Raw genomic sequence first — 15,556 nt, forward strand, 5'->3', positions numbered from 1 at the left:
CAAAATTCCGTTAGCCTTCCTCAGTATCGCCTTTACTTCCTGGGGATGATTCATAAAGAGCATCAAGCTGCTGACGAGCATCTTCAACATTAATCGAACGCATTACTAATAACGGCTCTTTAACAATATTGCCAGAATTATCTAGTAGTTCTGGATGGGGTACAAACTGTTTTCTTGATGCAGATAACGGATAATTTCCTCGATTATGAATTCCTTCCAACTCAGATCTTGTGAATCGCTGTGGATAATTTCCTTCTCTACCAAAACTGAACATTATTAAATTGCGGATCAAGTTGGCAACAGCGATAAAAGCAAGGATAGTAAAAGCGAGAATGTAAAGCAGTTGTAATAGCATTGAATTTTTCCTTTAGAAGCAGCAAGTTTTTAAAATAATCATTGACCCAGATTCTTCGCAGTCTTTGTTTGCATCAACGGACAAACCCTTCCCACAGCTTAGATGCGTCCATATTTAATCAAACGAATCCGCTATACAAAAATATCTATGTAGCATTAAATACATTTTCTCTCAAACTTCATTAATATTAAAGATGTTAAGAAAAAGTATTATAAACTTTATAATTTGTCTTAGTCTACAGAATCCTGCTTAGAGCGGAATTTCATTGCAACATTCCAGCATTCTGTAACTAGTTTATGCCAAGGCATAAGCGTTGCCATATCAATGCCCACCTTACCTCCAGCCGCCGCAAACAACATTTTTGCTGCCTGCACTTCACCAGCCGCAAGCTTTACTCGCTTTAATAAGTTAGATTGCTCCTGCTTATCTAAAAAAGATAGCTGCTCTGTTTCTAGAAAGGTGCGCGATCGCGTAAACCAATACTCGAAGTCTTCCAACAATGGCTGCAAGACTGTCTTTAACAATTCAGGCTCTGGTAAATTAGAGTCTCGCATAAATGAGAAGAAAAGTCTTATTTTTATTACTAATATTAACGTTCTTTAATATTCTTAACATTTAATGCAACATATTTCTCAGTTTGATACCTTAAAATAATCTGTAAATTTAACTACATTTTACTATTATATATATTGACCTTACGATATGTACATATCCGAAAGACAGAATATGTGGGCGATTCTTGTCTTGCGGAAAAAGACATTAAACAATTTTAGATTTTAGACTACCCTGCGGGAAGACGCTTCCGCGTCAATGGATTTGAGATTATGTCCTACGGACAAGCTACACGAATCGATTTCAGTAATGGATGCTTTAGTCCTAGGTTTTAAGAAAGCATTCATACATGGGGACAATCCAAAATCCAAAATCTAAAATCCAGTGATACAGTCTACCCCAAGGTCGTTAATATAGATGCAGTTTCAAAATAAAGTAATTTTCGCCAATGGTTAAACAGCCGATATCGCCAATCGAAGAGAACGAGCAATCAGAAAAACCCGAAAAAATCAATTTACCGCGTACTAGCGAATCTGAGGAATTAAAAAAAATTCGCCATACAGCCTCTCATGTCATGGCAATGGCGGTACAAAAGCTGTTTCCTAAAAGCCAAGTCACCATAGGACCCTGGATTGAAAACGGTTTTTACTATGACTTTGATAATCCAGAACCGTTTACCGAAAAAGATTTGAAAGCCATCTATAAGGAGATGGTGAAAATCATTAATCGCAAATTACCCGTTATTAGAGAAGAAGTCAGCCGCGAGGAAGCCCAGCGTCGCATTCAAGCAATTAACGAACCCTATAAATTAGAAATTCTAGAAGATATTAAACAAGAACCGATTACTATCTACCATTTGGGGGATGAATGGTGGGATTTATGTGCTGGACCTCATTTAGAAAACACTGCGGAATTAACGCCGAAAGCGATCGAATTAGAAAGCGTCGCTGGTGCTTACTGGCGAGGGGATGAGAATAAAGCACAGCTACAGCGGATTTATGCTACCGCTTGGGAAAACCCCGAACAGTTAACCGAGTATAAGCGGCGTAAAGAAGAAGCAATGCGCCGCGACCATCGTAAATTAGGTAAAGAATTAGGATTATTTATATTTTCCGATTTAGTTGGACCGGGTTTACCGCTGTGGACTCCCAAAGGAACTTTACTGCGGACTCTTTTACAAGACTTCCTTCAGGAAGAACAGGTCAAACGCGGTTATTTACCCGTAATAACGCCTCATATTGGCAAAGTTGATTTATTTAAAAAATCCGGACACTGGCAGAAATATAAAGAAGACTTGTTTCCCATGATGGCGGAAAATGAGGAAGCAGCAGCACAAGAAGAAGGCTTTGTTCTCAAAGCGATGAACTGCCCTTTTCACATCCAAATATATAGCAACGAACTGCGTTCCTATCGAGAATTACCAATCCGTTTAGCCGAATTTGGCACGGTTTACCGTTATGAACAATCTGGGGAATTAGGTGGTTTAACGCGGGTAAGAGGTTTTACTCAAGATGATGCTCATATATTTGCTACTCCCGAACAGCTTGATGAAGAATTTCTCAACGTTGTAGATTTGATTTTATCGGTATTCAACAAACTGCAATTAAAGAATTTTAAAGCCAGACTGAGTTTTCGCGATCCAGAAAGTGATAAGTATATTGGTTCCGATGAAGCATGGAACAAAGCCGAAGGTGCTATCCGTCGGGCTGTAGAAAAGCTGGGAATGGAACACTTTGAAGGAATCGGAGAAGCTGCTTTTTACGGTCCCAAACTAGATTTTATCGTTAGTGATGCCTTGGAAAGAGAATGGCAGTTAGGAACGGTACAAGTAGACTATAACTTACCCGAACGCTTTGATTTAGAATACGTTGCTGAAGACGGTACTCGTCAACGTCCGGTAATGATTCACCGCGCTCCTTTTGGTTCCTTAGAGCGGCTAATTGGAATTTTAATTGAAGAATATGCGGGTGATTTTCCCTTATGGCTAGCACCTGTACAGGCAAAATTATTACCAGTCACTGAAGTGCAATTAGATTTCGCTAAAGATGTCGCCGCTAAAATGATTATGCTAGGTATTCGCGCAGAAGTAGATACCAGTGGTGACAGACTTGGTAAACTAATACGTAATGCCGAAAAACAGAAAATTCCCGTCATGGCTGTAATCGGACAAAAAGAGGTAGAATCCAATACTTTGAGTATTCGTACCCGTGCTTCTGGAGATTTAGGAACTATGTCCGTATCCGAAGTACTGGACAATATGAAGAATGCTATTACCAATTACAGCAACTTTTAGTAGACAATAGAGGTGGGCATCTGCCCATTTTCTATTAGCGAATTTATATAAATACCCAAAAAATAACATTATGAGTACTCCAAAGGAAAGCATCCAATCGATTTTGAAACAGTTACCGGATGATTGTTCTGTAGAAGATATTCAATATCATTTGTATGTGAGCGAAAAAGTGCGACGTAGCCTAGAAGTAGCCGATACTAGAGGAACAAGGACACACAATGAGGCCAAAGAACGTTTAAGCAAATGGCTTATCAAGTAGTATGGTCACCTAAAGCTTTAGATGATGTAGAAGCGATCGCCGTATATATCTCCCGTGATTCTGCTTCCTATACTGCCGCAGTAGTTAAGAAAATACTTGATGTTACTCGCAGTTTGAATCACTGTCCTACTTCTGGTGAAATTGTCCCAGAATTCGATGACGATAGCGTTAGACAACAGTTTGCCTATATGTATAGAATTATCTACCGTATTAAAGGTCAAACTGTTACCGTTGCCGCAGTCACTTACAAGAAGAGACTATTGGAGGAATTTGGCAAAGATTAATACATCTGTCTAAAGCATAACTTTAACGTTAAGTAAAAACTCGGCTGAATTCTACAGTCGGGTTTTTCTATTTTGGATTTTGGATTTTAGATTTTGGATTCAAGACGAATTAGCAGTTAATATTCTTGTAGGGTGTGTGACTAGGCTGTTGACTTTGATAGAATTTATTCGTTTTTGGCTCATGCATTTAACTGGTTCCCAGCCGGAGGCTGGGAACCCATGACAGTCGGCTCTGCCGACTGTCAAAAGTCAACACAAAAACTGTATGAACTTTTAGCCCAGAAAAACCACAGAATCAACAGCCTAGTCACACACCCTACAATAATAATTGTCCCAGTTGCGTGAGTCCTATTTATATAAAACTAATGAGGATGATAATTATATCACCCCCACCAAATCTTTCTATAAATATCTAATAGCACCAGCCCAGAATTTGATCAATTTGATAACTTACTACTTAGCCATATTAACCAAAGCAACTTTAGAATCTGCCACTGTTGGTGACATAAAAACTTGAGAATATAGACTTGATGATTGTTCGGATGCAACTGCTGGTAGGGCTTCTCGCGCATGAGCCGCTAATTCTTGTGTCTTCACATCATAAGTCTGTGTCGCCAATTTAGGATACAAACCAATCCCGATAATTGGCAGTAATAAACAAGCGGTGATGAAAAGTTCGCGGGGTTTGACATCGAGAACTTTTGCATCCAAATGTAATTCTTCGTTCTGCTTACCGTAAAATACTTGACGCAGTAGAGATAGTAAATAAATTGGAGTCAAAATTATGCCTACCGCACTCAGCAATATAACTACAACCTTGAAGCTGGAACTGTAGACATCGCTACTAGCAATACCGATGAATACCATTAATTCACCTACAAAACCGCTCATTCCTGGTAATGCTAAGGAAGCCATTGCACCAGCAGTATATAAAGCAAAGGTTTTGGGCATAACTAAAGCCATTCCACCCATCTTATCCATCATCAAGGTGTGGCTGCGTTCGTAAGTTACCCCGGAAAGGAAAAATAATGCTGCTGCAATTAAACCGTGGGAAATCATTTGTAACATCGCACCGCTCATCCCAATTTCGGTATAGGAACCTATTCCTATTAACACCATACCCATGTGAGCAATTGAAGAATAAGCCAAACGACGCTTCAAATTGGTTTGTGCAAAAGCACAGCAAGCACCGTAAATGATGTTAACTACACCCAAGATTATTAATACGGGAGCAAATACAGCGTGAGCGTTGGGCAGCATTTCCATGTTGATGCGAATCAACGCATAACCACCCATCTTTAATAGCACACCAGCCAAAATCATCGAACCTGGTGCAGAAGCTTCACCATGAGCATCCGGTAGCCAAGTATGAAGGGGGAAAATTGGCAACTTTACGCCGAAGGCAATTAATAAAGCTGCATACACTAGCATTTCAAAGGTTTTAGGATATTGCTTCATTCCTAAAGATGCCATGTCAAAAGTCACGGTATCTCCATAGAATGCCATCGCAAAGGCTCCTACCAGAATAAATATTGAAGCTGCTGCTGTATAAATAATAAATTTAGTTGCCGCATAGCGACGTTTTGGTCCTCCCCAAATCGAAATTAATAGATATACGGGTACTAACTCAATTTCCCACATTAAGAAGAATAACAATAAATCTTGAGCTAGGAATACGCCAAGTTGAGCGCTGTACATCACTAGCATCAAACCATAAAATAAACGCGGCTTGTTTGTAACTCTCCAAGCCGCGAAAATCGCCAAAGTATTAATTAAACCTGTGAGTAAAATCAGAGGCATTGACAACCCGTCAACTGCTACTGACCAATTTAAACCCAATTGGGGTACCCAAGCATATTTTTCAATCAATTGAAATGATGCGTTCTGAAAATCGTAACTACGCCAGAAGGCATAAATCATTAATGTAAAGTCCGCGATCGCAACACCTAAGCCATACCAACGGACTGTTTTACCATCTTTATCGGGAATCAACGGAATGAAAGCGGCTGCTAGTAAGGGTAACAGAACTATTGAAGTTAACCAAGGAAATTCGCTCATCACTGACAATCTGTTATTTTCTCGCTTTTGTTTACATTATATTAAGCAATTTATAGTTTTGTAAACAGAGTTTATCCCTAGAAAATAAAACAATCAAGTTTTTTTAGTCATAAATACTCAAAATTTTCAGTATTTTTGAGCAGATTGTAAAGAAAGGTTAACAAAAATTGCAGCCCTAATTACATTTATAGTTACATTTTGTAGCCTAAAACTCCTTTGAAAGCAAATAAATAAAGATATTCACTTTTTTGAATAGTTAGCTTCAGAAATATCAATCTAAACATTCAAGATTTTCAGACGATACGATTGACAATTGTCCAGACATCCCCATCCGAACGAACGTAAGGAACCGAGATAGTTTTAAATCCGGTGATAAAAGGTTTGTAATAAATTTGCCAGTAAAGTGGAGTCAGATTATCGGCACAAGTTTTAAGCCGATTTACTTCTGTTGCTAATTCTGCTGCTAATTGATTAATTCGCTCTGCATGAGTTTCAGCTTGGGTTTTAGCCTGTTCTAAACGTTCTTTTTGTTCGTCCAAGTTAATTCTAGTTATGTATCCTCGCTGCGATTTCAATTTGGCTTGCTTATCTGTTAATTGATTTTCTAAAGCTGCGATCGCATCATCTATACCTTTTAACTCAGCAAACAATTGCGGATTTTCTCTTGCTTGACGACGGTAGGATTCGGCTATTTCCTGGGGTGAATCATCCTCAGAAGTCGTTATTTTTACCGCAAGAGCAGCACCTTCTCCACGCAATTGATTAATTTGGGAGCGAATTTCTGCAATTTCTGCCTGAATATCCTCCATGTTTTTATCCTTATTTAGGGAGTAGCGAGAAATACTTACTATCTATAATCCAAAATCCAAAACTTGTGCTGAGCTTGCCGAAATATCTAAAATCTAAAATTCTTTAAAGGTGGTGGCTCCTTTACGATCAATTTGCAGCGCTTGTACTTGGGCAATAATACCTTTGTTTTGCCATTCGGAAGCCATTGCTGTAGCAACAGCCTGAGAATTTGCTGTATCAGTTATTGCAAGTAGCGTGGGACCTGCACCACTAATTACCATGCCATAAGCTCCGGCAGATAAAGCTGCTTCATAGATATTTTCGTAATTATGAATCAGTGATTTTCTGTAAGGCTGATGTAACTTATCTTGCAAACCAGCCCGTAGCCAATTTTTATTTCCAGTTTCTAATCCCCGCAACAGTAACCCCAAATGCGCTGTATTGAAAATGGCATCTCCACGGCTAACTTGAGTTGGTAATACTTCTCGTGCAACGCTTGTTGAAAGTTCAAAATCTGGAATTGCTAACACTGGAACGATATTATCACACCAAGGGATATCACAAATTTCCCATCCGGCATCGCTTGTCGCAGCTAAACGACATCCACCCAACAGGGCTGGTACAACATTATCTGGGTGTCCTTCCATCGCGATCGCTAATTCCATTATCTGGGTTGGAGTTAAAATATCTCCCGCGAGTATATTCGCACCAATTAATCCCCCGACAATCGCTGTTGCAGAACTACCCAAACCCCTCGCTAATGGAACCCCTAGCTTAATTTCAATTTTGACTGGGGGTGGTGTTTGTTCTATGTGTTGAAAAAATTTTACAAATGCCTGATAGACAAGATTACTTTCATCAGTTGCGACTCGTGCTGCTTCAGTTCCGGTAATGTTAATAACTAGCTTTTGATTGGCTTCTAAAATAAATTTTAGTTGATTGTAAAGCGTCAAAGCTGCACCAAAACAGTCGAAGCCAGGACCTAAATTTGCAGTTGTTGCAGGAACTGTGACGCGGACAGAAGAGACAGACATTTAAACAATCTTGAACATTTAATTATTCAGCATCTCATAGAAATCAGTGTTTACACAAAAAATCTCAATAGTATATTGACTCTTCCCTTATAGAAGGATGTTTAACGTCATAATTATTTATCAAACTCGGAGCCATTAACCAGTAACTTTGCCAATTTACGAGCGGTTAAACGGCTGTAGAAACCTTAACTCTCAGGAAATTAATTCTCTAGAGTTTGAAAAGCGATATACTTTGGGAGATGGCTAACCAACCTTCGTTGGGGAAGAATTCAATGAAAGCGGCTCAAGCCCTCTCAAAAACAACCCGTCTTGCTCGATTAATTGCCAGATTGATGCAGGCAGCGATCGAAAATGCAGGAGCCGAAACAGGTGTTCTGATTCTTCTAGAAGGCGATCAACTCAGTGTGGTGGCTCAATGCAGCAGAAGTAGACAGTGTGACCTAGAAAAGCTTGCTGTTGCCGACTGTGCAACCATTCCTGTTTCCGTCATTCACTCGGTAGAACGCACTCAAGAAACTCTGGTGTTTGATGATGCAGTTAGCGAACCATCTTTTTTGACCGATCCTTATATTCAAACCCAACAGACGCGATCGCTCCTCTGCATGCCCATTCTCAATCAAAGTCAGCTTATTGGCATCCTTTATTTGGAGAACAGTCTCAGTACTGGCGTATTTAAGCGCGATCGCTTACAAGTTCTCGAACTATTGATCGATCAGGCAGCGATTTCCCTAGAAAATGCTCGGCTGTATGAGCAGTTAGAAGACTATGCCAAAACACTCGAAAGAAGGGTGGAAGAGCAAACTCAAGCCTTACAGCAGGAGATTGCTGAACGTCAACAAACCGAAGTCGCATTGAGACAAAGTGAAGCGAACTACCGCAACCTGCTGCAAACCGCGAATTCCGTCATCATTCGCTACGATCCGCAAGGACGGATTCATTACATCAACGATTATGGGGTAAAACTCCTGGGCTATGAAGAACATGAGATTTTAGGGCGGAGCTTATTTGAAACCATCCTTCCAGACATTGAAACCTCTGGACGCGATATGAAACCCTTTGTCCGCGATTTACTTCGTCATCCTCAATTGTACCCGCATGGCGAGGGTGAAAACCTGTGTCGAGACGGTCGGCGCGTTTGGATGGAGTGGTCGAATCAAGCTATTTTCAATGAGCAGGGAGAGGTGGTTGAAATCTTATCGGTGGGCAACGACACCACCCAGCGTAAACAAGCAGAAGAGGCATTAAAACGTAGTGAAGCCAAGTTCCGCAATATCTTTGAAAACTCCCAAGTGGGCATCTACCGCACCCGCACCTGTAATGGGTTAATTCTCGATGCCAATCAACGCTTTGCCGATCTGTTTGGTTTTGATTCACCCCAAGAGATTATTGGAATTGAACACACTATAGGCTATTGGGTCAACCCGTGCGATCGTCAACGAGGTATTGAGGTGATGAAGCGAGATGGGGAAGTGCGAAACTTTGAAGCACGGATGCGAAGACGAAATGGGACGCTGTTTTGGGGGCTTTTCTCTTCTTATCTAAATGCAGGCGATGACTACATCGAAGGCGTACTTGCGGATATTAGCGATCGTAAACAGACAGAAGCAGCATTGCAAGCCTCTGAAGCAGAACTGCGGGCGCTGTTTTCAGCCATTCCCGATCCGCTATGTATCATCAATGCCCAAGGGCGATTGCTCTGCACAATCAAAGGAACTTCATCCTATGGAGAGGAGTGTACTGGCAAAACGCTGCATCAACTTTTTGCCAAAGAACAAGCTGATGAATTTCTGGATTACATTCAGCAGGCGGTGAGAACTCAACAAGTCCTCACTGTTGAATACAGCGATTGGATCGCTGGACGAGAAGTCTGGTTTTCGGCGCGCATTGCCCCGATTCAGCACGAGCAGGTGATTTGGCTGGCGCGAGATATTACACCGCAAAAGCAGGCAGAAGCCGCCTCGATTTTAGAAGAACGCAACCGCATGGCACGCGAAATTCACGATACCCTTGCTCAGGCGTTTACAGGCATTCTGGCTCAGGTCGGAGCGGCAAATCAGGTGCTAACGGATGATTTAGAAGCAACTGAGGCACACCTGGATCTGATCAAAGAATTAGCGCGAAGTGGACTGACTGAAGCGCGGCGATCGGTCGTCGCCCTCCGTCCTCAGCTTTTGGAGGAAGGCAGTTTACAGAGCGCCCTACATCGTCTCGTCGCTCAAACCAGAACTGCCGCATTGGATACTACTTTATATTATGAGATCGAGGGTGAAGTGTATTCTCTGCCCGCTGAGGTTGAGAGTAACCTACTGCGGATTGGGCAAGAAGCATTAACCAATGCGATTAAACACGCCAATGCTGACGAAATTCGAGTCGAGCTAGTCTACGATCGCGATCGAGTTTGCTTGGGCGTGAAAGACAATGGGCAGGGCTTTGGAGTTGGAAGTATTCCCTCCTCTGAGGGTTTTGGCTTACTCGGCATGAGCGAACGGGCAGAGCGCATCGGCGCACAACTGACGATTAGGAGCCAACCCGGGCAAGGAACAGAGATTATCGTCATTGTCAGTCGGGAGTAGCATCGCGATGAGCCAAGCCGCAACAATTCGGGTTCTGATCGCAGACGATCATGCCATTTTTCGGCAAGGATTAGCTACGATTATTAACCGCGATCCAGATATGAACGTGATTGCCCAAGCAGAAAATGGGGAACAAGCGATCGCCTTGTTTCGGGAACACCAACCCGATGTCACGCTCATGGATCTGAGAATGCCGGAGGTGGAAGGAGTAGCAGCTATCGGTGCCATTCGTGCGATCGCTAAATCTGCTCGAATTATTGTCCTAACTACCTATGATAGTGACGAAGAAATTTATCGGGGATTGCGCTCAGGCGCAAAAGGCTACTTGTTGAAAGAAACCGAACCTGACGAGCTTCTGAATGCCATTCGTACCGTTCATCGGGGTCAGCAGTATATTCCGCCTGATGTGGGAGCAAAGTTGGCACAGCGCCTCAGCAATCCAGAACTGAGTGAAAGAGAACTAGAAGTACTCCGCTCACTGGCACAGGGAATGAGTAATGCGGAGATTGCGGCGGCTTTGAGTATCGGTGAAGGTACGGTTAAATCTCATGTGAATCGGATTTTGAATAAGTTAGATGTTAGCGATCGTACTCAAGCTGTGATTGTTGCGGTTAAACGTGGCATTGTGAGTTTGTAGGGTGTACTTTCGCTTGATCGAATTCGGATTCTAACTTAAGTTATAGTCAGCCTTCTACTTTGCGATGGCATGGTTACTCTATCAATTTGTAGTGTAAAAAATTTAACTCACTGTAGACGACAGACTCAAGGCAATTTTCTATATTGAATTTATGCAAATAGTCATGCACTCAGGAGATAAATTTATGACCTCTACTTCCATCGTGACAGACCCAACACTACGCCAAGGCGATTCCGGTGCTGCTGTTATTGAACTACAACAATTGCTGAATGCGAAAGGAATCAACATTACAGTCGATGGAATTTTTGGCGATGCAACTCGCGCCGCAGTGGTTCGGTTTCAACAGCAGAATGGACTTGTTGTAGACGGCATCGTCGGCACTCAAACTTGGCAAGCTCTTCGTCGAGGTGGCAATGCGCCCATTCAACTGACTGATGCAGCCAGTTACTACGAGCCATCGAAATATTCTTATCAAAAAGAGGCGTTTGACTGGTTGCAATCCCAGATTTCTAGATCGGATCTAGAGGAATTTGCTCGCCGCTGGCGGAACCTAAGCTAACCCAGCAATCACCGATTTCAAAGTTATTCAGCCCAGGTTCAAATTGCTAACGCTAGGAATGCCTAAATCCAATACGGTTTTTCTCAGCTTTCATGGCAGGGTTCTGGTGGTCTGTCCTATTAGTTTTGATGGTTTAAATTATAACCGCAGAGGCGCAGAGAGCGCAGAGGAAAGAAAAAAAGAGAGATGAGAAGTTTATTTACCTATCATAATTTATGGGACAAACTACTAGGCTTGATACAGATGTAGAAGAATGAATGATGATCGCAGCCAGAGTTCCTTGCTTATACCCCCTTCAACCCAAGATTGGATGCAGGGTGTGCTAAGTGCCAAGGTCGTGCTGGTGATGTATGGAGACTATCAAGACCTCAGAAGTGCGGAGGTTTACAAGCTGATTAAAGCGCTCAAACGAGAGCTTAGTGCTGCTTTTGGAGAAGATTATTTATGTTTTATCTTCCGTCATTTTCTGCAAGCACAGATTCATCCCCAAGCTCAACGGGCTGCCCAAGCTGCCCAAGCCGCTGCTGCCCAAGGACAGTTTTGGTCAATGCACGACACTTTGTTTGCCCATCAACAGAAGTTAGAAAATGGTTATCTTGTAGAGTACGCTAACAATTTAGGGCTTGATATCCCTCAGTTTCTTAAAGAGTTGTCTAAACAAGTGCATCTCGATCGCATTAATCAAGATATCGAAAGTGGAATACGCAGCGGAGTGACCGACGCTCCAGCGCTATTTATCAATAACATTCGATATACCGGACGTTGGAGAATGACAGAGTTGATGGCAGCCATTGTTGTTGCAAGTCATTAAGTTCTTTTCATAACTTTTACACAAAACAATGAACACACTTCTCAAAAGAGCTGTATTATTCTTCGCTCTGCCTATTTGTATCTTAGGTTATTTCTCCTTTCCCGCCGCTGCTGATTCTACAGGCGCCCTCATCTTGAGTACTCAATGCCAGGGTAGTTACAACATTAACATTTGGCGAAACTATAGGTCTGGTGAACTGCTTTATCGTGCCATTAGTCCTAACGGTAATTTAAGTTTGGATAAAGGAACCAGCCAAGCGACAGAAGGCGTTCGAGTGTACAAATTTGGAAATGGCAACTATGAATATTGGATCTGGGATGGGACGTTAGATGATCCGCAGGCTGGAACATTAGAGGTCTATAAAAACAACCGTCTTTTAATGCAACAAGCTTGTAGGAGAAGCTGAACTTTATTTACTGCTGGATTGGGTATTTCTCTGAACCAGAACCTTCGTTATCTCATTGAGGATAGTTCTATGACACACTTACGATTACGCAATGAGAATTTTCCTGAGCATTTTAAAGTTACAACTCAAGCTGATTCTCCTAGTGACTTTCCAATCAATCATGCACTGATTGCGATCGCGCAAGAAGTTGCTGAGTTGCTGAAACAAACCTATTCGGTACAAGTTGATAACACTGATTATCTGGAGTCAACAACTAGGAAGCACTCTAGTCAAAATCCTCCAATGTAGTAATTTCAGCTTTTCAGTTAATGCTCGTTGAAACATAAGGAAAGCACTACCCAAATTCAAATGGAGATCGCACGATGAACAATCTACTCCGTCCTGGTTTATTTATGGCGATCGCGACTTGAACATTCCTCCAGCGGCACTGTCTTTCATGGCGAACCGCGCTAACTCAAAGGAGACCGTTGTTGTGAATGGCGCGTCCCATGTTGTGATGGTTTCCCATGCAGATGCTGTTGCCAAGCTCATCAATCGTGCTGCAACCGCGCAGTAAACAAGTGTGGATGCACTGTTGAAAAGTGTCAGAAGGCAGCAGGGCAAAAGCTGCAAAGCACTGGAAAAATCTGAAAGAAGTCAAGTATTGGAACTCAATACACTTGGAATAGATAAAACTAGGAGAATCTAATCATGGTCAAACAGCAAACTGTAGACGAACAAGCAAATTTACAAGCAACCCCTAGCCTGACACCCGCCCAAGAGTTTTTGCAAGAACTTTGGGATGAGCATCTGCGACACGAGTTTGGCACTCACAACGTTGAAGATGCTCTTGCCACGATGGTTGAGGATGCTTATGTTAATGACATTCCGGTAATGACCGGGGGAGTAGGGAAACCAGCACTGCGCGAGTTTTATTCCAAATACGGCATTCCACAAATACCGCCAGACATAGAGCTAATCCCAATCTCGCGCACGATTGGAACCGATCGGCTTGTCGATGAAATGCTGGTTAAGTTCACTCATACCATCCGAATGGACTGGATGCTACCTGGCATTGCTCCGACTCTTAAACGGGTTGAAGTGGCATTGGTAGCGATCGTTCAGTTCCGTGGCGACAAGCTAGCCCACGAACACATCTACTGGGATCAGGCGAGCGTATTGGTTCAAATCGGCTTGCTCGATCCTAGTACGTTACCCGTTGTAGGCGTTGAAAGTGCGCGTAAGGCAGTCGATCCGAGCTTGCCCTCAAATGCACTGATCGATCGTGCCAACGATTCCCTACGGGATAGCTTCGCTTCACGCGACTCAGTGAACAATGACCTCAAAAGGAGAAATCATGACAACTACATACCATCACAGTGCGGGTGAAATATCAAGTCTTAATACACCAATGCAAGCAATTTTTGATTATATTGTGATTGGTGCTGGTTCAGCAGGCTGCGTTGTTGCCAACCGTCTTACAGAAGACCCTAATACTAAAGTATTGCTGCTTGAAGCGGGTGGTCCTGATACCAAGCCAGAACTTCAAGTTCCGAACTTGTGGCCTACTACACTCTTAGGCTCGGAAGTGGACTGGGCATACTTCACTGAAGGGGAACCTTACTTAAATAACCGCAAAATTTTCTCTTCACGCGGTAAAGTCTTGGGCGGCAGCAGTTCGATTAATGGCATGGTTTATATACGAGGCAATGAACGTGACTACAATAGCTGGCAAGCATTAGGTAATATTGGTTGGAGTTATCAGGATGTCTTGCCTTACTTCAAGAAATCGGAAAACCAGCAGCGGGGAGCATCGTTATTTCACGGGGTTGATGGACCACTTAGCATCACAGATCCACTCTCTCCTGCAAAAGTGTCGCAACGCTTTGTGGAAGCCGCGATCGCACAGGGCTATGAGCAAAATACCGACTTTAATGGCGTACAGCAGGAAGGTGCAGGACTTTACCAAGTGACCGTGAAAGATGGCAAGCGCCAAAGTACAGCAGTGGCATTTCTGCGTCCGATTAAAGATCGCCCCAACTTGACTATTCAAACAGGAGCATTGGTGACTCGTTTACTCTTTGAGGGAAAGCGCGCGGTAGGGGTAGTGTATTTTCAAAACGGAACGGAGTATCAAGTTAGGGTCAACTCCGAAGTGATTTTGAGTGCTGGTGCCTTCGATTCTCCTAAGCTGCTCATGCTTTCTGGAATTGGACCTGCTGAACATCTGCGGGCATTAGGCATTCCTGTGGTTGTTGATTTGCCGGGTGTCGGCCAGAATCTTCAAGATCACCCACTTGCTGTTATTGCCTACCAGTCTACTCAGGAAGTGTCCCCGGCGCCGAGTAGTAATGGCGGAGAAGCTGGGTTGTTTCTGCATACTAACAATAATTTAGATGCGGCGCCTAATTTGCAATTTACAATTGTTCCGATTTTATATGTCGATCCTGCTTATGCACGTGCAGGTCCGGCATTCACCATTACCTTTTACATCACCCGTCCCGAAAGTCGTGGTAGTGTAACACTACGTTCCTCCTCCCCCTTTGACCCACCGTTGATTCGGGTCAACTATCTTCAGAAGGAATCTGATATGCAACTGATGGTTGAAGGACTTAAAATTTTGCGTCAGATTGTATACTCCGATGCGTTGAATGAGTTTCGGGGCGAGGAAATTGCTCCAGGGAGTTCCGTGCATAGCGACAAAGCAATCGAAGATTATATTCGGCAAACGTGCGGTACGGGATGGCATCCTGTTGGAACGTGCAAAATGGGTATTGATCGAATGGCGGTTGTCGATCCTCAACTCAAGGTACGGGGGATTGAAGGGTTACGAGTTGTTGATGCATCGATTATGCCAACTATGATCGCAGGAAACACAAATGCATCGGCAATTATGATTGGAGAAAAGGCTGCCGATTTGATAAAAGTTGGAACAAAATTGCCTCAATGATGGTGAAAGCCTCACCT

General features: G+C 42.8%; 15 protein-coding genes and 1 pseudogene. 11 read left to right on the forward strand and 5 right to left on the reverse strand.

What is annotated here, in order from left to right; translation table 11 throughout:
* Positions 1-10: 10 nt before the first annotated feature.
* Positions 11-355, reverse strand: coding sequence for a DUF2973 domain-containing protein (locus VB797_RS10735; protein ID WP_323237666.1), 345 nt, complete (start codon positions 353-355; stop codon positions 11-13).
* A 230-nt stretch (positions 356-585) separates the two neighbouring features.
* Positions 586-909, reverse strand: a complete 324-nt coding sequence (locus tag VB797_RS10740; protein ID WP_323237667.1) for a DUF2605 domain-containing protein — start codon at positions 907-909, stop codon at positions 586-588.
* Between the two features lie 446 nt (positions 910-1,355).
* Between VB797_RS10740 and thrS the strand changes: the two genes are divergently transcribed.
* The 3 genes from thrS (at position 1,356) to VB797_RS10755 (ending at position 3,743) form a co-directional block, all read left to right on the forward strand.
* Positions 1,356-3,200 carry a threonine--tRNA ligase gene (gene thrS, locus VB797_RS10745; RefSeq protein ID WP_323237668.1) on the forward strand — a complete coding sequence of 615 codons (1,845 nt, stop codon included), beginning with the start codon at positions 1,356-1,358 and terminating at the stop codon, positions 3,198-3,200.
* Positions 3,201-3,270: 70 nt separating this feature from the next.
* Positions 3,271-3,459 carry a hypothetical protein gene (locus VB797_RS10750; protein ID WP_323237669.1) on the forward strand — a complete coding sequence of 63 codons (189 nt, stop codon included), beginning with the start codon at positions 3,271-3,273 and terminating at the stop codon, positions 3,457-3,459.
* A complete protein-coding gene (locus tag VB797_RS10755; RefSeq protein WP_323237670.1) occupies positions 3,444-3,743 on the forward strand; it encodes a type II toxin-antitoxin system RelE/ParE family toxin in 300 nt (99 codons plus the stop codon). Before VB797_RS10750 ends, VB797_RS10755 begins: the two co-directional genes overlap by 16 nt.
* A gap of 453 nt (positions 3,744-4,196) precedes the next feature.
* Here the strand turns inward: VB797_RS10755 and VB797_RS10760 are convergent, their stop codons facing one another.
* From VB797_RS10760 to thrB, 3 genes are all read right to left on the reverse strand, one after another.
* Positions 4,197-5,801, reverse strand: coding sequence for an NAD(P)H-quinone oxidoreductase subunit 4 (locus VB797_RS10760; RefSeq protein WP_323237671.1), 1,605 nt, complete (start codon positions 5,799-5,801; stop codon positions 4,197-4,199).
* 293 nt (positions 5,802-6,094) lie between these two features.
* The gene (locus VB797_RS10765; protein ID WP_323237672.1) at positions 6,095-6,610 is read right to left on the reverse strand and encodes a hypothetical protein; all 516 of its coding nucleotides are present in this window, start codon (positions 6,608-6,610) and stop codon (positions 6,095-6,097) included.
* A 93-nt stretch (positions 6,611-6,703) separates the two neighbouring features.
* On the reverse strand, positions 6,704-7,624 hold the full coding sequence (thrB, locus tag VB797_RS10770) for a homoserine kinase (protein ID WP_323237673.1): 921 nt from the start codon (positions 7,622-7,624) through the stop codon (positions 6,704-6,706).
* A gap of 272 nt (positions 7,625-7,896) precedes the next feature.
* Between thrB and VB797_RS10775 the strand changes: the two are divergent.
* The 8 genes and pseudogenes from VB797_RS10775 to VB797_RS10810 form a co-directional block, all read left to right on the forward strand.
* A pseudogene (locus VB797_RS10775) lies at positions 7,897-10,197 on the forward strand (PAS domain S-box protein); the annotation flags it as partial.
* Between the two features lie 7 nt (positions 10,198-10,204).
* Positions 10,205-10,834 carry a response regulator transcription factor gene (locus VB797_RS10780; protein WP_323237674.1) on the forward strand — a complete coding sequence of 210 codons (630 nt, stop codon included), beginning with the start codon at positions 10,205-10,207 and terminating at the stop codon, positions 10,832-10,834.
* A gap of 184 nt (positions 10,835-11,018) precedes the next feature.
* Complete coding sequence (locus VB797_RS10785) at positions 11,019-11,393, forward strand: peptidoglycan-binding domain-containing protein (RefSeq protein WP_323237675.1); 375 nt, start codon at positions 11,019-11,021, stop codon at positions 11,391-11,393.
* 253 nt (positions 11,394-11,646) lie between these two features.
* A complete protein-coding gene (locus tag VB797_RS10790; protein WP_323237676.1) occupies positions 11,647-12,204 on the forward strand; it encodes a DsbA family protein in 558 nt (185 codons plus the stop codon).
* A 133-nt stretch (positions 12,205-12,337) separates the two neighbouring features.
* A complete protein-coding gene (locus VB797_RS10795; RefSeq protein WP_323237677.1) occupies positions 12,338-12,610 on the forward strand; it encodes a hypothetical protein in 273 nt (90 codons plus the stop codon).
* A gap of 69 nt (positions 12,611-12,679) precedes the next feature.
* Entirely contained in the window at positions 12,680-12,898 is a 219-nt protein-coding gene (locus tag VB797_RS10800) for a hypothetical protein (RefSeq protein WP_323237678.1), read from the forward strand.
* A gap of 402 nt (positions 12,899-13,300) precedes the next feature.
* Positions 13,301-13,978 carry a hypothetical protein gene (locus tag VB797_RS10805; RefSeq protein WP_323237679.1) on the forward strand — a complete coding sequence of 226 codons (678 nt, stop codon included), beginning with the start codon at positions 13,301-13,303 and terminating at the stop codon, positions 13,976-13,978.
* Complete coding sequence (locus VB797_RS10810; protein WP_416350856.1) at positions 13,947-15,539, forward strand: GMC family oxidoreductase; 1,593 nt, start codon at positions 13,947-13,949, stop codon at positions 15,537-15,539. The genes VB797_RS10805 and VB797_RS10810 overlap by 32 nt, the downstream gene beginning before the upstream one ends.
* Positions 15,540-15,556: the final 17 nt, after the last annotated feature.

This window comes from Rivularia sp. UHCC 0363 (assembly GCF_034931125.1).
Lineage (GTDB): Bacteria > Cyanobacteriota > Cyanobacteriia > Cyanobacteriales > Nostocaceae > Rivularia.